The organism is Providencia alcalifaciens DSM 30120 (assembly GCF_000173415.1).
In the GTDB taxonomy this organism is placed as follows: domain Bacteria; phylum Pseudomonadota; class Gammaproteobacteria; order Enterobacterales; family Enterobacteriaceae; genus Providencia; species Providencia alcalifaciens.
In genome coordinates, this window is the sequence record NZ_ABXW01000042.1 from 1 (window position 1) to 20733 (window position 20733).

Annotated in this window: 17 protein-coding genes and 1 tRNA gene; 14 read left to right on the top strand and 4 right to left on the bottom strand. The window is 42.0% G+C overall.

Annotated elements, in window-relative coordinates:
• Positions 1 to 319: 319 nt before the first annotated feature.
• The gene (gene pepA / locus PROVALCAL_RS06775; RefSeq protein WP_006658423.1) at positions 320 to 1831 is read right to left on the bottom strand and encodes a leucyl aminopeptidase; all 1512 of its coding nucleotides are present in this window, start codon (positions 1829 to 1831) and stop codon (positions 320 to 322) included.
• Between the two features lie 276 nt (positions 1832 to 2107).
• Between pepA and lptF the strand changes: the two genes are divergently transcribed.
• Both lptF and lptG read left to right on the top strand, forming a co-directional pair.
• A complete protein-coding gene (gene lptF, locus PROVALCAL_RS06780; protein WP_006658424.1) occupies positions 2108 to 3205 on the top strand; it encodes an LPS export ABC transporter permease LptF in 1098 nt (365 codons plus the stop codon).
• The gene (gene lptG / locus PROVALCAL_RS06785; protein ID WP_006658425.1) at positions 3205 to 4281 is read left to right on the top strand and encodes an LPS export ABC transporter permease LptG; all 1077 of its coding nucleotides are present in this window, start codon (positions 3205 to 3207) and stop codon (positions 4279 to 4281) included. Before lptF ends, lptG begins: the two co-directional genes overlap by 1 nt.
• A gap of 819 nt (positions 4282 to 5100) precedes the next feature.
• Here the strand turns inward: lptG and ampH are convergent.
• Positions 5101 to 6327 carry a D-alanyl-D-alanine-carboxypeptidase/endopeptidase AmpH gene (gene ampH, locus PROVALCAL_RS06790; protein ID WP_006658426.1) on the bottom strand — a complete coding sequence of 409 codons (1227 nt, stop codon included), beginning with the start codon at positions 6325 to 6327 and terminating at the stop codon, positions 5101 to 5103.
• A gap of 419 nt (positions 6328 to 6746) precedes the next feature.
• Between ampH and PROVALCAL_RS06800 the strand changes: the two genes are divergently transcribed.
• From PROVALCAL_RS06800 to PROVALCAL_RS06830, 7 genes are all read left to right on the top strand, one after another.
• Positions 6747 to 6831 (top strand) — tRNA-Leu (locus PROVALCAL_RS06800).
• A 313-nt stretch (positions 6832 to 7144) separates the two neighbouring features.
• Positions 7145 to 7543, top strand: coding sequence for a PAAR domain-containing protein (locus tag PROVALCAL_RS06805; RefSeq protein WP_006658429.1), 399 nt, complete (start codon positions 7145 to 7147; stop codon positions 7541 to 7543).
• Between the two features lie 6 nt (positions 7544 to 7549).
• A complete protein-coding gene (locus PROVALCAL_RS06810; RefSeq protein WP_006658430.1) occupies positions 7550 to 8050 on the top strand; it encodes a DUF4123 domain-containing protein in 501 nt (166 codons plus the stop codon).
• Complete coding sequence (locus PROVALCAL_RS06815; RefSeq protein ID WP_006658431.1) at positions 8040 to 8378, top strand: hypothetical protein; 339 nt, start codon at positions 8040 to 8042, stop codon at positions 8376 to 8378. Before PROVALCAL_RS06810 ends, PROVALCAL_RS06815 begins: the two co-directional genes overlap by 11 nt.
• 1 nt (position 8379) lies before the next feature.
• Positions 8380 to 9147 (top strand): Tox-REase-5 domain-containing protein, encoded by a 768-nt coding sequence (locus PROVALCAL_RS06820; protein WP_006658432.1) that lies wholly within the window; start codon positions 8380 to 8382, stop codon positions 9145 to 9147.
• 14 nt (positions 9148 to 9161) lie between these two features.
• A complete protein-coding gene (locus PROVALCAL_RS06825; protein WP_117584511.1) occupies positions 9162 to 9839 on the top strand; it encodes an Imm52 family immunity protein in 678 nt (225 codons plus the stop codon).
• 871 nt (positions 9840 to 10710) lie between these two features.
• Complete coding sequence (locus tag PROVALCAL_RS06830) at positions 10711 to 11598, top strand: hypothetical protein (protein WP_006658435.1); 888 nt, start codon at positions 10711 to 10713, stop codon at positions 11596 to 11598.
• A gap of 46 nt (positions 11599 to 11644) precedes the next feature.
• On the opposite strand, the gene PROVALCAL_RS06835 is transcribed toward PROVALCAL_RS06830, so the two are convergent.
• A complete protein-coding gene (locus tag PROVALCAL_RS06835; RefSeq protein ID WP_006658436.1) occupies positions 11645 to 12637 on the bottom strand; it encodes a DNA cytosine methyltransferase in 993 nt (330 codons plus the stop codon).
• A gap of 554 nt (positions 12638 to 13191) precedes the next feature.
• On the opposite strand from PROVALCAL_RS06835, the gene PROVALCAL_RS19745 reads away from it, so the two are divergent.
• The gene (locus tag PROVALCAL_RS19745; RefSeq protein WP_006658437.1) at positions 13192 to 13344 is read left to right on the top strand and encodes a hypothetical protein; all 153 of its coding nucleotides are present in this window, start codon (positions 13192 to 13194) and stop codon (positions 13342 to 13344) included.
• A gap of 231 nt (positions 13345 to 13575) precedes the next feature.
• Here PROVALCAL_RS19745 and PROVALCAL_RS06840 read toward each other — a convergent pair whose 3' ends face one another.
• Positions 13576 to 14979, bottom strand: coding sequence for a cytochrome c peroxidase (locus PROVALCAL_RS06840; RefSeq protein ID WP_006658439.1), 1404 nt, complete (start codon positions 14977 to 14979; stop codon positions 13576 to 13578).
• Positions 14980 to 15669: 690 nt separating this feature from the next.
• Between PROVALCAL_RS06840 and PROVALCAL_RS06845 the strand changes: the two genes are divergently transcribed.
• The 4 genes from PROVALCAL_RS06845 to PROVALCAL_RS06860 are packed head-to-tail and all read left to right on the top strand — an operon-like array spanning position 15670 to position 20722.
• A complete protein-coding gene (locus tag PROVALCAL_RS06845; protein WP_006662469.1) occupies positions 15670 to 16287 on the top strand; it encodes a 4Fe-4S dicluster domain-containing protein in 618 nt (205 codons plus the stop codon).
• A 1-nt stretch (position 16288) separates the two neighbouring features.
• The gene (hyfB, locus tag PROVALCAL_RS06850; RefSeq protein ID WP_006658441.1) at positions 16289 to 18304 is read left to right on the top strand and encodes a hydrogenase 4 subunit B; all 2016 of its coding nucleotides are present in this window, start codon (positions 16289 to 16291) and stop codon (positions 18302 to 18304) included.
• Positions 18305 to 18315: 11 nt separating this feature from the next.
• A complete protein-coding gene (locus tag PROVALCAL_RS06855; RefSeq protein WP_006658442.1) occupies positions 18316 to 19266 on the top strand; it encodes a respiratory chain complex I subunit 1 family protein in 951 nt (316 codons plus the stop codon).
• A 13-nt stretch (positions 19267 to 19279) separates the two neighbouring features.
• Positions 19280 to 20722 carry a hydrogenase 4 subunit D gene (locus PROVALCAL_RS06860; protein WP_006658443.1) on the top strand — a complete coding sequence of 481 codons (1443 nt, stop codon included), beginning with the start codon at positions 19280 to 19282 and terminating at the stop codon, positions 20720 to 20722.
• The last annotated feature ends 11 nt before the right edge of the window (positions 20723 to 20733 follow it).

A 20733-nucleotide genomic window follows, 5' to 3' on the forward strand; every position in this document is an offset into this window, starting at 1 on the left:
TCTTTCGCCTTAGTCACAGACTTATGTATGTGCCTAAGGTCTCAATCACTTGCCGCCTACCTACAAACTGAATTATCTAGGGTATAGCGTGGATCGCCATCCTTCAATTTGCAGGAGTGTTGGTTGTATTCTTTCGCTGACCTAAAGCAAGATTAAATCTGCGCTGAATTATACTCGTTTTTACCACAGCCTCAAAATGGTGTGGTGAGTGTGACCTAACTGCTTGTTGCTTAAAAACAATATCCCGAATCGCAGAGTTTGCTCATCGGGATATTATAATAACAACTTAGTGAATCGCGATTATCAATCGTAATCGAAATTACTCGTCGCCATTTAAGCCTGCACGGTTCAGTAAGAACTGAGCCAACATGGAAACCGGACGACCAGTAGCCCCTTTGGCTTTACCTGAACGCCATGCTGTACCTGCGATATCCAAGTGCGCCCAGTTATACTTACCAGTGAAACGCGCTAAGAAGCAGCCAGCAGTGATTGCGCCACCCGGACGACCACCGGTGTTTGCTAAATCAGCAAAGTTAGAGCTGATTTGCTCATAATACTCATCTGCTAATGGTAAACGCCAAGCACGGTCACCCGCTTGCTCAGAGGCATTTAACAGTTCATGAGCCAGTGGGTTATGGTTAGACATCAATCCAGTGTAGTGGCTACCTAAGGCAATGACGCACGCGCCTGTTAATGTCGCGATATCGATAACCAGTTCAGGCTCGAAACGCTCCACGTAAGTCAGAGTATCGCACAGCACTAAACGACCTTCAGCGTCAGTATTCAGCACTTCAACAGTCTGACCAGACATCGTTGTCAGAACGTCACCAGGGCGATAAGCGTGTCCGCCTGGCATGTTTTCACAGCCAGCCAATACACCGACTACGTTAATTGGCAGTTGCAGCTCAGTAATAAAGCGCATTACGCCATAAACGGTCGCTGCGCCGCACATGTCGTATTTCATTTCATCCATGCCATCAGCTGGCTTGATGGAAATACCGCCTGAGTCGAAGGTTAAGCCTTTACCGACCAGCACAATTGGTTTGCACTCTGGATCTGGGCTGCCTTTGTATTCCATGATGGACATCAGGGATTCGTTTTGTGAACCCTGACCTACCGCTAAGTATGCGTTCATACCCAGCTCTTTCATCTGCTCTTCACCGATCACGCGGGTGGTCAGTTTGCTGTCCGAAATATCAGCCAGTTGGCGAGCTTGCGATGCTAAATAGCCAGCGTTACAGATATTTGGTGGCATATTACCCAAATCTTTAGCGGCTTTAACGCCAGAGGCGATCGCTAAACCGTGGGCGATTGCGCGCTCACCGCTGGTCAGTTCACGGCGCGTTGGTACGTTGAATACCAATTTACGCAGTGGACGACGATGCTCTGTTTTATTACTTTTCAGTTGATCAAACACGTATAAGGATTCTTTCGCTGTTTCCACTGCTTGGCGAACTTTCCAGTAGTTATTGCGACCTTTTACATGTAACTCAGTCAAGAAACAAACGGCTTCCATTGAGCCAGTTTCATTCAGAGTGCTAATGGTTTTCTGAATGATTTGTTTGAATTGACGCTCATCGAGTTCACGTTCTTTTCCGCAACCGATCAATAAAATACGCTCAGATAGAACGTTAGGCACATGATGCAGCAGTAAGGATTGACCTACTTTACCTTCAAGCTCACCACGGCGCAGCAGGGCGCTGATATATCCGTCACTGATTTTGTCCAGCTGTTCAGCGATAGGGGACAGACGGCGTGGTTCAAAGACTCCGACAACGATACAAGCGCTACGTTGTTTTTCCGGGCTACCACTTTTTACACTAAACTCCATGCGTTCTCCTGAATCTTAAAGACAAAGGTCGATGCTCCAGTTAAAATTAGCCTTTCGCATGATCTGGCTTATAGAGAATGAACTCTTTGTGTTAAATTGAGCAAATACCTAGTTTTGCTTATATTAAGCATATTCCGATATAGTACGTAGTATAGATAATGCTTTTATATCATTCTAGCCAAACAATAAACCAGAGTATATTTTAGTAAATGGCTGTCATAGAACGAACTTAGCCATTTTCATCCCAAAAGACAAGTTTTCACAGGCGTAATAAGCGTGATCATTATTCGATATTTGGTTCGGGAAACCCTAAAAAGTCAGCTGGCGATACTTTTTGTCCTTTTGCTGATCTTTTTTAGTCAAAAGTCCATCGACATCTTAGGTGCCGCTGTTCAAGGGAATATTCCTTCGAATTTAGTTCTTCCATTATTAGGATTAGGTGTGCCGGAAATGGCTCAGCTCATCTTACCTTTAAGCCTATTTCTTGGGCTATTGATGACTTACAGCAAATTGTACACAGAAAGCGAAATTACTGTGATGCATGCCTGCGGTCTGGGTAAAAGTGTGCTTGTGAAAGCGGCACTGGTACTCGCTGCATTAACCGCTTTAGTTGCGGTTGCCAATATTACGTGGATGCTGCCTTGGTCGTCTCAGTATCAAGAGCAAGTATTGGCCGATGCGAAAGCCAACCCTGGCTTAGCCGCAATGGTGGAAGGGCAGTTTAAAACCACCAAAGATGGCAACTTTGTGTTGTACATCGGTGAAGTCAAAGGCAATGATTTTAAAAATGTTTTCTTAGCACAGCTGCGTACAGCCAATGAGCAACGTCCATCCGTTGTTGTGGCAGATAGCGGTTATATGAAAGAAGATGAATATGGTCGCCAAATGGTGGTGTTGGACCAAGGAACACGCTACGAAGGTACTGCGATGTTACGCGATTTCCGTATCACTGATTTTGTGAATTACCAAGCAGTTGTTGATCATAAAGCCACGGATGTGAGCACTGACAAAGTGGAACAAAAAACCATGATGCAGCTGTGGAATGAAGATAACCCTGAGGTCAATGCTGAATTCCACTGGCGTCTAACCATTGTGTTCTCTGTGGTCGTGATGGCGTTGATGGTAGTGCCGCTGAGTGAAGTGAACCCTCGTCAAGGGCGTGTGCTCAGCATGATCCCAGCCATGCTGCTGTACCTGATTTTCTTCTTATTACAAAGTACGTTACGTAATAGCGCCGATAAGGGAGACATCGATCCTAAATATGCGATGTGGGCGGTTAACTTGGGTTACTTGCTATTAGCAGTGATTCTGAATTTATGGGATACCGTACCAATGCGCAAAGTACGCGCTAAGTTGACCAGAGGGGTTGCCTGATGTTTGGTGTTTTAGATAGGTATATCGGTCGAACTATCCTCAATTCGATTTTGATGACGCTGTTTTTATTGGTTTCCCTTTCAGGGATCATCAAATTTGTCGAGCAGCTTCGCAAAGTGGGTGACGGTGATTACACGGCGATGAGCGCAGGGGTTTTCACCTTATTAACTGTTCCCAAAGATATCGATATTTTCTTCCCAATGGCGGCATTATTGGGGGCATTGTTGGGATTAGGAGCGTTAGCTTCCCGCAGTGAACTGGTGGTGATGCAAGCGTCGGGTTTTACCCGTTTGCAAATTGCGATGTCGGTGATGAAAACAGCGATTCCATTGGTTATCGTTACGATGATCATGGGGGAGTGGATTGCACCTGCGGGCGAACAATGGGCGCGTAATTACCGCGCAGAAAAAATTGTGGGTAGCTCTTTGGTCGTAACAGATTCAGGTATGTGGGCGAAAGATGCCCATGACTTTATCTATATCCAGCGCATTAAAGATGCAAGCACCATCCAAGATGTTTCTATTTATCGCTTCGATGATCATCGCAAATTAGAGTCAGTGATGTTTGCGGCACGTGGAACTTACGATGCAGATAAAAAATTGTGGGTATTATCCCAAGTTCAGGAATCTATCTTAGGTAGCCAGCAAAAAATCACGGGTTCACAGCGTTTAACCTATGACTGGAAAACCAATCTAACACCGGAAAAATTAGGGATTGTTTCCCTGAATGCGGATTCCCTCTCGATTCGTGGGCTATATCAGTACATCACGTATTTGAAAGAGAGTGGGCAAGTGGCTTCGGTGTATCAGCTGAGTATGTGGCAAAAAATTCTGGCGCCATTGTCTGCGGCGGTAATGATGTTGATGGCGGTTTCCTTTATCTTCGGACCTCTGCGTACTGTTCCAATGGGGGTACGTGTGGTTTCAGGGATTGTTGGCGGCTTCTTGTTCTACATCTTAAACCAAGGTTTTGGTAACTGGAGTTTGGTTTACTCCATTCCGCCTGTGGTTGCAGCAGCGCTGCCGAGTGTCTTGTTCTTGGGTGTGAGTATCTTCTTGTTAGTTAAACGAAAATAGTTCATTCCCTTTAAATTGAAAAAAGGCTGTAGAATCGAATGATTTTACAGCCTTTTTTATTGCTGATGGCAAGTCTCCATTTTAAGAACACACTCATTTTATGCTGAAGATAAAATTACCGAAATTACTCAGCATCGATTGAATTTTTCCTTGTAGCTTAAATAATTCATGCTGGACCTTTTTTGTTCCGTCTGAGATGTATATTCACCGATAATGCCTATCACGTTTTTCCCACTTTTGTTGGCAATCTGTTGTGCATAGGAGAAAGAACCGCCATTTGCACTGTATGATTTTCTAATTCTATAAGCATTTTTCCAGGTCGCTTGAATGAATGAATGATTGCTTTGCTTCGATCATGGTATCTGCGAATAGTTTTTTATACTCGGCGGTGGCTTCAATGTTCGGATCATCCGCTTTCTCATTAACCAGATCTTGAAAGATCTATTTCGACATAGTCTGGTTTTTTAGGCTGTGGAAAGGCTTTTTGATGATTAAATACATTTCTGAGTTGCTGTACTCATTCAGAAACAGTGTTCGTTCCTGATTATATGGAGCTGGGAAGTAATATGTTATGAGCGAAAAACGGGATAATTTTCATCTTAGTTCCTTTGCTAATTATGAGTAAGAAGGTCTAAGAGTAGCGAAAGGTCATCCTAAAATATTGCATGAAAAACAGCCATCTATCAGAAAGAGCGGCGAATAAAAAACTGCCTGAAGGGCTTAGGCAGTTGTCACGATAAATGTCAGTAGGCGCACAAATCCGCGTTTTAGGGTAGGGGTATAACTCGCCAGTGCATTAATCGCGTCGGCGGTACCCTTTCAATTTTTCCCATACGCATGGTTAGAGGACAACGAAGCGACCATATCGTTAACACCGGCAGTTAACTTACTGAACTTGCTACCCTCTTTACGGGTCATCACCACGAATACCGCAATATTTTGCTGTGGGATCATCGCCATATAGGTATTAAATCCGCCGCCGCCGCCGGTTTTCTGGTAGATCCCCGGAATACCGTTTTTAGGCTTCATATAAACCCAGCCTAGACCCAGCCCATCTGCGTAACCGGCTACATCCATTCCCTTGGCATCAATAAGTTTTTCACGTGGGAAGAAAATACCTTGTTCGCGAGCTGCGGTGGCTTTACGTAAGTTATTATCTGTGGATAAAAATTGCTGCATCCACTTCTGCATATCAGCAGGGGTTGAGTACACGCCGCCGCTACCTGCCGCCGCAAGGGTGTTGTGGCATGGGCTTGGCTTGGTGCCTTCCATTAATCGGGCACACTGATTTTTACTTGGCGTATAGGTGGTATCCGTCATTTTCGCCGGAGAGGTCACGTATTTGCTGAACAATTGCGGGTATGACTGCCCCGTTGCTTTAACCATGGCATCAGCAAGTAAATCATAGGCGAGGTTGGAATAAGCCGCTTCAGTGCCCGGTGTAAAGTCGAGTTTACCGGTTTTCAGCCATGTCCAACGGTTCTCTTGGGTTGGCCAAATAAACACCGGACGCCCCCATTTTCCACCAGGTTGCTCACGAGGTAAGCCACTGGTATGGCTCGCTAAATGATACAGTCGGATAGGCTGTCCGCTGTTGTTATCTGGAACAGTAACGCCGTTGTAGCTGTATTGCTGTAGCGGGTCGGTAATCGCTAATTTTTTATCTAGCTCCAGTTTAATTAAGATTTCACTGGTCATTAATTTGCTAACAGAAGCGATACGGATCAGGGAATTAGGACCCGGTTTTTGTCTGCTACCCGGCGCAGTTTCCCCATAATAGCGGGATAAGGTTTGGTTATTATCAATAACGATAATCGCCATGCCACGGGCATCGCTTTCGTTATAAATGCGGTTCGCATACATATCGACAATTTTGGTGACTCGTTCGTAAGTTCGTCTATCACCTTCGAATATTTGCCATTCGGAATTACCTGCAAGCATGCCACTTTGTGGGGTTTGCGAGGTTCTTTCTGTCGTTGAGGAGCACGCCATCAATGCCGCAGACAATGCGGATACCGACAAAATTTTAAGAAACGTTTTCTTCATGTTTGAAGCCAGCCGATATGATTGTTTATAAAAGGCTTTTCAGCCAATATTTATTTTCTCTTCGAGAAAATTTTCATTATGACACCAATTAAGATGCCAATAACCAGACCAGTGGCTATCCATCCAACAAAGCCCATAAAATATGCCTTTATAATTTTACATAAGAGTGCGGATAAACTAACAAAAATTACGCTTTATCGCCAGTCACACAAAGGTTAAGGCTATGAAAATAGTTATAGGAAAATTAGCATAGATATTCAAATCTTGTTGAACATAACTGGGGATATTGTGTTTTTCATTGGAGGATTTTTGTAGGTGCTTTTTTTTTAATCGAACAATCTGATTCTTCAAGATAAATGTTGCCACTAGGCATAAGGCAAGTATAATGGCAGCGTTTTCCAAGAAACACATCACTTCGTGCCGGAGTGGCGGAATTGGTAGACGCAGTTGATTCAAAATCAACCGCCTTCGGGTGTGCCGGTTCGAGTCCGGCCTTCGGCACCAAAAATCAGACGCTTAGAGCGTCTTTTTTTATGTCTGGAATTAGTAACTTTTTCATTTTTCCTATATCTTCGATTTATCTCAATACACTTCACTTCACTTCACTTCACTTCACATTTATCAGACTCTCTTATACTTACGATGCAGTAGCTGAAAGCGTGTATATACCACTATAGTGATGACTGAAAAGATGCACGAACATTTTTCTGGAAGATAATGTATTTAGTCGCATAAATAAGCATGAGTTTGATTTAAGTATTGTGAGTTTGGCTTAAGTGTAAAATAATCTATCCTCAGTTATGGATGAGGATAGATTATGACAATAGGATATTTTTTACGGGTTGGTGATAGAACCACTTGTGGAGGTCAAATACTAACGGGAGACAATACCATGCAATGGTATGGTGTTGCAGGTGCTCGCGAAGGCGATCTCGTCAGTTGTGGCAAACACTCAGGGCGTTTTTATATTATCGGTGGATGTAATAGTGTTTGGGATGAAGGACGAAAAGTTGCGGGTACGCTTGAAAGTATGAGCTCATGTCCCTGCCATGCACGATTTATTAATTCAATTCATGATTGCTATAGCGATGAAAGTGGGTCAGCCTCTCCAGAAACAGCTTCAACTATCTTTCCAGCTTTAACAAATAAAATTTGTATTAGTTGCTTAATGAAAGCAGCTGAGTCTGGGCAAATGCTAGTTGTTCGAGAAGGATAATCATAAATGCATAATCTGCATCCTATTTTTAACTATTTTGAACGCTATCCTGATGCAAAGCATTATTGTTTAATCTGTGGTCTGCAATATGAACGTTACTTTGATCAAGAACTTCAGAGTCGTTATGGAACCGCAAGTCCACTTTTTAAACAACGTCCAGATTCGGAAATCGCATGGGCGGGTCCATGGCTAATTGACGTGACCAAACGAAGTGATTTCCTGACCGATTTAATTCAATTAGAAACTGAATCGCCGGCACTATCATGGCTAGTCAGTGACTCATCAATTGAGAAATTATCGACTCACTTCTCTGAACGGCTTAATGTGAGTTTACCTGATGGTAAAACCACTTTATTTCGCTTTTATGATCCTCGTGTAACCCACAATATGCCTCAAGTTCTAACAACCGAACAATTCCATGAAATAACCACGCCGCTTATTGCATGGTATTACCGCTTTAAAGGACGATTTTATGCATTACAAGGAGGTGGGTTAAATGCAGTTTAGCGAAGAACAATTAAAGAAAATTCAAAATATTGAACAGAGTGATTATGTGACTCAAGTGAGTGCTGATTTTTATAAACACCATTTAGATAAACTAAAGAATCTCGGAACATTAGATAGGCGCTTAGAATCCGCATTTCAATATGTTCTCTCCCTCGGTTTCACTCAAGAACCGTTAATTCGGTCATTTTTATTTTACGAAGCTTGCAGCCCTGACTTTCATTTAAAGCCAGAAATTAGAAATATGCTTGAGGAAAAAAATCGCGTGCCAGAGCAGCAGTATCAAGATTTTTTACGGATAGCCATGAAATTAATTGAATGGAGAACTTAGCATGCCAATTCCATTAATAGTTGCAGGCGCAGGTTTAATGACTCTGGGCGGCCTAGCCGCAGTGACACAAGAAGCCTCAAAAATTGGTTTTCCCTCTTCGTCAGGTAGTAGCGATGATGAGTGGGGAGATAACATAAGTTATGGTGATAAAATTCGAGAGTATGAAAGTATAGCGATTGGCGGTGAACTTGGTGATGAAGATCCCGATGATAAGCGCAGAGGTAGCCAAGGAGCAGCCGCAGGCGCTGTGGCAGGTTCATCAGCAGGAGTAGCCGCAATTGAAGCAAGTAAAGGGTGTAAAGATTGTCCTGCTATTCCTTATGTTATTCCTCATGAAAGAGAAATAACAAAAACAAAGACAATAGCAGCTTTTGAATATCAATCAAAAATATGTAAAAGCCCAATAAGGACGGTTGATACTCCTAGTGGACAATTAAAATATATTGACGAATGGCAATGTACAGTCCCTGTTCCTACTAGAACTAAATTTCCTTGTGTTGAATTTGATGGCTGGGTGCCCGAAGAGTGTAATTTTATTGAAACGAAAGATAACTTCGACTTTGCGTTTGATAAAGATGGAAATGTGAAGCCCTTTTTTAAAGGCGGGGGAAAGCCATTTAAGCAAGCTTCAGAACAAAATTGGTTATGTAGAGTTCCATTCAAAGGGAAATCGTATTCTGACTGGCATTTTTCCCAGCAAAAAATGTATAGATTTTGTACTAAAATATTCCAACAGCTATCTCAAATTAGAACACATCATACAATTTAATATAGGGCTAAATGATGAATTTAAATATTGAAGTAGATATTAAGTTAAATGACAATGTGACGAATAGTACTATTATTGAAATATTTCAATTTATGATTGAGTTTTCAAAGAAAATAGCACATGCCGATCCTAAAGTTTGGTATTTTTGTGGGGATTCACAAGAAGAGGCGATGAATTTCAAAGCATTTGAAAATGGTGTACCAACTGATTTTTTTAAGAATGAATATAATTTCAATAATATGGAAGCTATTTGGGCTGGGGATGATAACGCATTAGTCATAGTTAACAATGGAATTAGCTCTGTTTATAAACTTGAATTTGACTTAAGGAGGGTTGTCAATTTTAATTTTGACATGTTGATAGATTTTATATCTGAAAGTACGATTAAATTTAATTTAATAGATATTAGAATAGATACAAATAATTATTCATATAATCAAAATAACGTGTTCCCTGACAGACTTCCCGTTGGTTGGATGCTTTATCTCAATAAAAAAATCACGCAACAACAATTACCTATGGCGGCTGAACTTATTGATATTGAAAATAAAAAAAATAGCGGTACGTTGATTATCAGTACCGATCATGTGTTTGATGGTTCAAATAAAGACGATATCAAAAAAGCCAATGAAATCGAAATTCAGCTAACCGCATTGGGGTTACTTCCACTTTATAACGAAATTTATAATTAAAATTGAATTGATGGCAGTATTAACGTTAATGGGATGTGGCAACCCCACACCCAAAGTAACACCCAATAATCTACCGTCTGCTATTGCTGGTGAGGAATATAACACGGTTATTAATATTTCAGATAGTTATATAAGTGAGAAAAGTATTTCTTTTAATATGATCCCCTGCAATTCTGGACTGTCATGGATCCCAATGATTTGATACCGAAATTTTCAGGGTAAAGTTCAAAAAGATGTAGATTTTCACACAATTACAGTATCAGGGACCCCATTAAAGAAAGGGATGATCCAAATTAAGATATCGGGCTTCACTCATTGAACCATGTATGCAGGTAAAGAATTCCATAAAATTTATGAAATAAAAATTGATTAACCCAATTTTCAAACCCCAAACCACTGAGCATATATTTAAGTATATAAAAAATTACCTATAAATTTATCCCAAATAAAAATAATGCATTGAATATTAAAAACGAGTCTGTCCTTACCAAAAATCAGACGCTTAAAGCGTCTTTTTTATGTCTGAAATTTCAGATTTACCAGTTTCTTATCACGATTTTTTCCATTTTTTGAACTATATAAACTCTAAGGATATAAAATATCCAAATTAATTCTAACGTTATTGAAAGTAATTATTGTTTTTAGCATATAGAATCCTGAGCTATCGATTAAGTAAAAAATATATATAAATAACGTAATACTATGTATTAAAATGATTTTCATCATAACTATATTAGTTAATGTAAAGATATAATGATGGTTTTTTACTATAATACAATGATTGATTAGGATTTTTTGCAAGAAAATGGAAAGGCGGTCTTGAACATGATAACATTATTCATTAATTTTATTTCGATTAGGTGAAAGTTTTATGTCTTATCCATCACCACTGTTTTCTCAAACAGAAAAAAACCTTATTAACTTAATTAATAGTACATCACAGTTTACATGGAATAATTGTATTTATGATGTTATAAAAGCAAGTAAACCCGCAACAAGTAGAGGTGAATGTAAAACAGATGTATTTATTAAAACTCTGCAAGGAAACTTCAAAATATCAATAAAGCAATCCAATGCAGATTTTTTAGAGAATAAAATATCTTATGAGCGTGCAAAGCAAATTTTTGGAGATGATACAGATTCTATTTTACGTAGCAGTATTGGAACTATTGAGCAAAGTTTTCAAAACCATCCTTTAATATGCTTTAAAAAAATGGGAAGAACGGAAGAAAAAACGATTCTATTAGGTTGGAAATTTGAGCTATTGAATAAAAAAGGTGGCGATAAATCAGGCGTTCTTCAGTTAACTGACGAGCAAAAGCTAAATGTTTATTCCGGTCATTTACTATCAAGTGATAAACGGAATGCATCAGTTGATGGACAAGTAATAGCTGATTCTGGAGTCGCCGACTATATACTTGAAATTGATGAAGTTAGTGGTCATGACCTTCAGTTTTATATTAATAAGCTTAAGCCTATTTGGGATTTTTCTAGGCAACAAACTATCTATTTTGCTTGTAAGGCATTGAACTATCGTTCCTTGGTGGATAAATGGGATGGAGATCGACCTCTAGCGGTATATGTAGATTGGTATTTACATCAAGGTGAGCTTAAAAGCTCTATATGTTATGACCAGCCTCTTCAAGTTAAGGGTAATGTTGTTGGTAATAGGGTAAGAGAGATTTTAAACGAGTTGAATATTACCAGCGATAATTTTGATGAATTAAAAGAATACTATTTTGGTAATACCTATCCTTGAAGTTTAAATTAAAGCAAAAAGGGGCATTTGGAGCCCCTTTGTTGTATCAATTAATATGGTCAAGATGTTTACGAATACTAGTAGCTAATATTTTAGCGAAAGGAACTGCAACTGCATTCCCAATCATTTTGTAACCTACAGCAACGTTGTTATATAAAAATTCAAAATTATCAGGAAATCCCTGTATACGAGCACATTCTCGGACACTTAACCGTCTATATTCATGACCCGTAATAAATGCAAATTTGTCAGTTTCAACTTTTTCCATTTTGGGTGCACTTGGGTGAATTGGAGCGTGCCGTCCACCTGCTTGTATTGTAAATGATGGTTCATCCCATGCTCTAACTCTATTTCGTGACATAAAGATTGATGAGAAGTCGCCGATCATATACTCATGGTTCACGACCTGAACATTTGGATTTGGTTTTTGTCCACTAAGGGCAGGGACTGCTAAACCATCAAGATCTTTAATGATATCTTTGAGAACTTTCCTTTTGTCTTTTTCAATGGGTTCTGGAAAAGTATAAGGAATATTCAGATCACTTCTGAAACCAACGAAAATCACACGTTTTCTATCTTGAGCTACGCCATAGTCTACTGCATTAAGCATTTTGTAATATAGATCATAGCCTGCGTCTTTAAACATTTTCTTTATGTTATCAAGAGCATCTTTATGTCTGGCATGCTCCATACCACTAACATTTTCAGCAAGAAAAAACTTTGGCTTTTTGGCTTCTAAGATTCTAATAAAATCAAAGAAAAGCTGACCTCGCTTATCATTAATGCCTCTTTGAGCGCCAGCTTCACTCCAACTTTGGCATGGAGGCCCTCCAATAATTCCATCACATTCAGGAACTTCATCAGAAGTAATATTGGTGATACTACGCTGATCTAACTCAGTGTGCGGGTGGTTTTTCTTGTAAGTAGCCCAAATATCTTTGTCAAATTCATTGGCCCAAATCACATTAAAGCCAGCTTGTTCGAATCCAAGATCTAGCCCACCTGCGCCGGCAAAAAATGAAACGATTCTATTAGACATATTTTTGTAGTTCACCAGTTCGTTAAAGTATCTCAAAGTATAGCAAAACACTGTATAAAAGGCCAGGTTTGTTTGCTACTTTACAGAATATAGAAAAAGAAGAAAAGACTTCTGTACATGTTCATGGATAAAAATATGGATGCTTGGGGAACAACGTTTTTGACTCAATATTTGCGTTATTATTTAGCCTAAAGGATCTATTTTTTTAAAAATATAATATCTATTGATTATTTTATGAAAGAAAAAATATAGATATAAGAATTATTAATCCAATAAATATTAACATTTTTAAACTATTATAGATCAATACAACACTCTCAATTTGTCAGAAAAGCCTAAAGAATATTTGTTCGATCATTACTAGGTAAAAGATAAGGATAGCTAAGTAAAATGCTATTTTTCGGTACAGTAAATTGAACTACAGAGACATTTGAACCACCTGCAAGTTAATAGAATAAGTAATTCCTATATTGATGAGTATAAGAATGATTCTTTTCATAATTTTTACTTTTTTAAGTGGCATATTTACTTAAAAATGGTGGCTTTATCTATGCATGGCAGGAGATTTTCGTCGCCGAACACATTCTATTTCATCAACACCTACTCTATTAAAATCACCAACAATTGAAGAGACTTTATTTGCAATAATGCCTTCATTTGCTGTAGCAGTTTTTGGGCTTTTTTACGAAAAAATTCAGGTTGATTAACCCGTTATCAACAGAAAATTTTGGCATACTAGCGCCTTCATTACCAATATTTGCATTCAGGTAGAGCCATAAGATAAATGAACAAGTGAGTTAGCCTGAGCAAGGCTTTTTCTGCGAATGGATGCATGGTAGATGCACAGTTCGAAATATAGTAAAAATGGCGGGAGAGGTACATAAAATAGCACCACGACCTAAGTCAGTGGTGCTATGCAAAGATAACTCAATCAATCATTATTGTGCTTCGTTCTGTGAGACATACGGCGTGTAAACACCCGTTAAGCTCTTCAGGAAGGCGACAATATCGTCGACATCTTTTTGTGGTAACTCTTTACCCACTTGATAACGCAACATTTGTTTGACTGCTTCATCTAAGGTAGCCACATCACCACGGTGAAAATACGGTGCGGTTAACTCAACATTGCGCAGAGTTGGGACTTTTTGGCGCAGTTTATCGCGTTCTTCAGAGGTGACATTCATACGTCCGATGTCTTGTGCGGTGACTTCACCGAATTCATAGTCTTTCTTCAAACCTAACGGCTCGAAAGAACGACCACCGAGGATCACGCCGCCATGGCAAGTTGCACATTTATTCTCTTTAAATAATTGATAACCATGCTGCTGTTGCGCTGTGAGTGCAGCACTATCGCCGCGTAACCAATTATCGAATGGTGAATCTGGGGTGATTAGGGTTTTTTCGAATTCTGCGATAGCATCAGTGATGCTGTCGCCTGTAAACCCTTCAGGGTAAACCGCATTGAAATCCTGTTTTAATACCGGGTCTTTATCCAGTTTTACAATGATTTCATCCCATGATTTGGATGCCATTTCGATTGGATTTAATGGCGGACCGCCTGCTTGTGCTTGTAAGTCAGGGGCACGACCATCCCAGAATTGCTCGACGTTAAACACAGAGTTGAACACAGTGGGTGCATTGATTGGGCCAACGGCACCGCCAACACCGATGGAGGTTTTACGACCATCAACCCCACCAGCATTTAGCGCATGGCAGTGAGCACAAGAGATGGTGCTGTCTCCAGATAAGCGAGCGTCATGGTACAGGCGAAAGCCTAACGCCACTTTCTTATCATCCACTTCCAGTGATTTTGGAATTGGCTGGATTGGCTCATTGCGGTGCTCTACCGCAGTGTCCTCGGTGGCATAATGCTCTGCGCGCTGCTTCGCAATCCAACCGAGTAATTTATCGCGTTCTTCGTCACTCACACTACTTGCCCAGTGCAGTGCTACATAACGTGTTGGTGGCATGGTGTGATTCTGCATCACCCACTCAATTTTATTTAATTCGCTCTGAGGAACTGGTTCTCCAGCAATTAACGCAGCGCGAGCGGCTTCAAGGTTAAAGGACTTATAACCCAGTTGAATATCGTACTCCATCAGTTGTTTAGCAATTGGAAATGAGGCATAAGCAGGTAAGTCAGTTGACGGCGTGTGACAGTAATCGCATCCTTTTTCGGCAAAGAATTGGAGGACTTGATTATTTTCTGCAATTCTAGATGTCTGAATGTCACTATTTTGTCTTCGTTGATTATCGTGGTACCACACATATCCAGATAACCCAAAATAACCGAGTAAAAGCAAAAATATGGTAGCGACCGTAATGCGAGTAAATTTTTTCATTACACTATCCTTGGAAGATTGCGGTCAAATATAATTAAATATTTTTAGTTAATATAATTCTATGGACGGGCTATTATGGTTAAATAAAGCACAATGGTTTTTGATTTTTATCAATGATAACCATCGGTTTAATCGATTGCTGAAATAAGATTTGCCTATTAATAAGAGTGAAATTTATTTTTATCGTTTTTTTTTGTTTTCATAATCATATGATTTTATTTGGTTATTGTTGTTTTTTACTTGAAATTATTATTTATTAATGATTGGTCAGTAATGATGATTTCGCCGTTAATTAAAATAAATTTAGAAAATTTCTATATAAGTTAAGTCAATATTTATGTTTATTAAAAAATAAATGCATTTTTAAAATAGAAAAAATAAACAAAGCGTAAATTAAAAATAATAATGTAAAAATAGCGAATTATTTTTATTTTATTACCGAGAAACTTATTAAAAACAATTCAGTTAGTAATTCCCCTTTGAAATTCATTTCTTCTGAAAATATTTTGTGATGTAGATTCGTGTCGATAATGGCTATTTGCCGTCCTAATTTATCGTCATTAGTGTCGATTTTTCCATGTAATCAAATTAACCATTTGATAAATAACAAAAATAATCATGGCATGAAATATGCTAATACAACTCCATCAATATTAATAATTCGATCGATTTGATTGGAGGGGAAAGCGAATGAATCGCTTTGTAATTGCAGACCCACAACTGTGTATCGGATGTAATACCTGCATGGCAGCGTGCTCAGAAACGCATAAAGCCCAAGGATTACAAACACATCCGCGACTAAAGGTGGTCAAAGTTGGCGAGCTCACCGCACCGATGCTCTGTCGTCAATGTGACGATGCTCCGTGTGCGCGCGTGTGTCCGGTCAATGCCATCACACACGAAAATGGCATGATTGTGCTGAACGAAAGCCTGTGTATCGGGTGCAAACTGTGTGGACTGGTTTGCCCATTTGGGGCTATCACGCCATCAGGTAGCAAACCGGTGGATACGCCTGATTTCTTTGAACAATATGTACCGAAAGAGATGCTGTTAGATGTGCCCGATAGCCTCCCAACCATGAATCCCTTCCTTGCGTGGAACGCCGGAATTCGCAACGTTGCTGTGAAATGTGATCTATGTGATTTCAGTGACGAAGGACCGGCTTGCGTCAAAGTCTGCCCGACCGATGCCCTCCATCTGGTGGAAGAAAATCAACTCGAAAACGAAAGTGCCAAACGCCGTAATGCCTCTGTCGATGTCATGCCGCCAGAGTTCGACATTTTTGTTGCTGATCGGGAGAACCCATAACATGACACCTCTTCAGTTACTTTTATGGTCAGTCATTTTCTATGCGGTAGGGGGTTTTGTCTCGTTGCTCTTTAAACGACAAGAAAAGCTCGCCATCTATGTCGCGGGAATTACTGCCATGATCGGGGGCGTGCTTGGATTATGCAGTGCTATCCCTGTCTTAATGAGTGGAGATGTTCTCACTTACCTATCACAAGGTCCGTTCCCATTCGCCAATTTTGCTGTCAGATTCGATAGCCTTGCCGCTTTTATGGTGATGGTTATCTCCTTGCTGGTGACGGTTAGCGCCTTGTACTCCTTGAATTATGTTCAGGAATATTGCGGTCGTGGCGCGTGGAGCATGGGATTCTTCCTGAACCTGTTTATCGCCTCGATGGTCGCCTTGGTCGTGATGGACAACGCCTTTTATTTCATCATCCTGTTTGAAATGATGTCGCTGGCCTCTTGGTTCTTAGTCATTGCCGACCAAGATGACAAATCCATCCGTGCGGGTCTGCTGTACTTCTTTATTGCCCACGCCGGTTCGATTTTAATTATGATCGCCTTCTTCTTAATGTGGCGTGAAAGTGGCAGCTTAGATTTTGATTCATTCCGCCAGCTCTCGCTCTCACCGGCGATGGCATCGGTGGTGTTTTTATTGGGATTTTTTGGCTTTGGTGCCAAAGCAGGGATGCTCCCATTGCACAGCTGGTTACCGCAAGCTCACCCCGCAGCACCGTCTCATGCATCGGCTTTAATGTCTGGCGTGATGGTAAAAATCGGTATTTTTGGGATCATCAAAGTGGGTATCGACCTACTGGGTGCGACTCAAGGCTGGTGGGGGATCGTGGTCTTGGCATTCGGGGCAGTGTCTTCCGTCTTGGGCGTTATGTATGCGTTGGCTGAGCATGATATCAAACGCTTACTCGCATGGCATACCGTCGAAAATATCGGGATCATCCTGATGGGGGTGGGGGTCGCGATGGTTGGCATGGCGAACAATATGCCAGTGTTGGCAACCATCGGTCTGCTCGGTGCGATATATCACTTACTCAATCATGCGGTGTTCAAAGGCTTATTATTCCTCGGCGCGGGCGCAGTGATTTACCGTGTGCATACCCGAGATATGGAAAAAATGGGGGGCTTGGCGAAGTTAATGCCACTCACCGCAACCGCGTTTTTAATCGGCTGTATGGCGATTTCCGCACTGCCACCACTCAACGGCTTCGTTAGTGAGTGGTACACCTACCAATCTCTCTTCTCCATGAGTCATGAAGGCACCTTTATGATGCGCATCAGCGGTCCAATTGCCATTGTGATGTTAGCCATCACCGGGGCGTTGGCAGCGATGTGCTTTGTGAAAGTCTACGGTGTGAGTTTCTGCGGTGGTGCGCGTAGCGAACAAGCGACGCATGCTCGTGAAGTCCCTTGGACGATGACCGCTGCAATGCTGATCCTTGCCGTTATCTGTGTGATTTTAGGGGTTGGTGCGACTTACATCGCACCCGTTCTGGCCAATGTGGCAATGTCCCTGACGCATGCGACAGATATCACCGTGGCACAAGGTGCAATGCTCATACCAAACAGCGCCTCTCAAGCGATGATCTCCCCAGCCATGACGCTGATTTTATTGCTGGCTCTGCCAATCATCCCGCTGATTATTTACATGGTGTTCAAAGGCAAACAGTTGGAAGCGCGTCGTAAAGGCGATGCATGGGCGTGTGGCTATGCATGGGAAAAAGATATGTCGGTGTCAGCGGGTGGTTTTACTCAACCGCTACGTTCTATGTTCGCACCGTTATATCGCCTGCGTACTCAGCTCGATCCGTCTGCTCGTCTAGCGCAAGCCCTCGAAGTCACCAAAGAGGGGGCAGGGAAGGTTGAACCGTTCTGGGATGACAAGATTATTTATCCATTGGTTCGCGTGATTAACCGAATAGCAAAACGCATGCAATGCCTACAAGGTGGGGACTTTAGACTCTACTGCCTATATGTTGTTGCGGCCTTGATCGTGCTGCTTGTTGTGATTGCGGCGTAAGGAGAGAAACCATGTCGATTCAAGAAACACCCACATTGATGACAGGGATCTTCGCCATCATTCAAGCGGTTGTATTGTTATTGCTAACACCGTTATTTACGGGGATCTCTCGTCAAATTCGCGCCAAAATGCATTCCCGCCAAGGACCTGGCGTTTGGCAAGATTATCGGGATATTGCCAAGCTGCTGACTCGCCAGTCGGTTGCTCCCCGTGATTCTGGCATTATCTTTCGCATCATGCCGTACGTGCTGCTCGGCAGTATGTTGTTATTAGCGATGGCATTGCCAGTGGTGACTCACACATCGCTGTTTAGTGGCGCAGCCGACATCATCATCGTGCTGTATATCTTTGCACTATTCCGCTTCTTCTTTTCACTTTCCGGTCTCGATACCGGAAGCCCATTTGCCGGTATCGGCGCAAGCCGTGAATTAACGCTTGGCGTACTGGTAGAGCCGACGTTATTCCTCGGTCTGTTGGTCGTTGCTCTGATAGCAGGTTCCACCAACATTGGCACTATTAGCGCCACGATGAGTGAAGGCTGGGTATCCCCAACTGCCACGTTATTAGCATTAATTGCTTGTGGCTTCGCCACCTTTATTGAAATGGGCAAGATCCCATTCGACGTAGCGGAAGCAGAGCAAGAGCTGCAAGAAGGTCCTTTGACGGAATACTCTGGTTCTGGACTGGCGTTAGTGAAATGGGGAATAGGGCTCAAACAAGTGATTGTGGCAGTGCTATTCCTGTCGATTTTCTTCCCATTTGGTAATGCAAGTGCCTTTACCGTTGGCAGCGTGTTGTTAGCGATGGGATTACTGCTAGTGAAATTATTGGTGATTTTCGTGCTGGCGTCGCTGGTCGAAAACAGTCTGGCTCGTGGTCGTTTTTTATTAACGCACCATGTGACTTGGTTAGGATTCGGTGTTGCGGCACTTGGATTCGTCTTCTACCTCACCGGTCTATAAGGAGCGACGAAGCATGTTAGAAAATATTGCACTAGCAACCTTGGTAATCCCGTTCATCGGGGCGTTGCTGGTCAGTGTGCTACCCACCCGTCTAGCACCGTGGCTAAGTACCTTAGTGGCGTTGCTAGCGTCTTTGGGAACAGCGGCACTGGGCTGGCTCTATTTAGACGGTGGTAAGGTCGCCACCACACTGGAGTTAATCCAGACAGGTGATGTGGCGCTATTCGGTTTTACCGTGGATGGCGTGAGTACGCTGATTGCGTTTGCGGTGGTGTTCCTCGGCTTCTTGATTTGCCTCTACTCAACGGGGTATCTCACTGAAGGCAATCGTGAACACGCTCATGGACCGACTCGTCGTTACTACGCCTTTTTACTGATCTTTATTGGGGCGATGGCGGGTGTTGTTCTCTCCTCAACCATTTTAGGGCAGTTAGTGTTTTTCGAAATTACTGGCGGCTGCTCTTGGGCGCTGATTGGTTACTACCAAACTGAAAAGTCGCAGCGTTCGGCGATGAAGGCGCTATTGATCACCCATGTGGGTTCACTCGGCTTATACATGGCGGCGGCAACGTTATTTATTAGTACAGGAACGTTCGCACTGAGTGCCATCGACCGTCTAAGTGAATCGCAAAGCTTGATTGTGTTTGGTGGCATTTTGTTTGCCGCATGGGGTAAATCAGCGCAGTTACCACTACAAGCCTGGCTTCCCGATGCGATGGAAGCCCCAACCCCAGTTAGTGCTTACTTACATGCGGCCTCCATGGTGAAGGTCGGTGTATATATCTTTGCGCGTGGCTTGATGTCCTCTACCCATGTGCCAGAAATTATTGGTTGGGTGGGTGTGGTGATGGCAGTCATCACACTGGTGTATGGATTTATGATGTACCTGCCGCAAAAAGACATGAAACGTCTATTGGCATGGTCAACCATCACACAACTGGCATACATCTTCTTAGCGTTATCGCTGTCAGTCTTTGGTTCGAAAGAGGCGTTCGACGGCGGGATTGCTTACATCTTTAACCATGCTTTCGCCAAAAGTTTGTTCTTCTTAGTCGCGGGCGCACTGAGTTATAGCTGTGGAACACGCATGCTACCGCGCTTACGTGGTTTGGCAAAACGTTATCCTCTACTGGGTGTTGGCTTTTGCGTGGCGGCACTGGCAATTGCGGGTGTTCCTCCACTGAACGGTTTCTTCAGTAAATTCCCTATCTTTGCAGCGGGTTTCGCCCTTTCAGAACATTTCTGGATATTAACGCCAATCATGGTGTTAGTGCTGATTGAATCTGTGGCGAGCTTTGCATGGTTGCTGTACTGGTTCGGTAAAGTGGTTCCAGGTGAACCAAGTGAAGAGGTGGCAAACGGCAGCGCAGTTCCATGGGCAATGCAGTGGGTGATTGGCTTACTGATAGTGATGTCCTTCTGTTCTAGTGTTATTGCCGTCATCTGGCTCGGTTAAGGGAGAGAAAG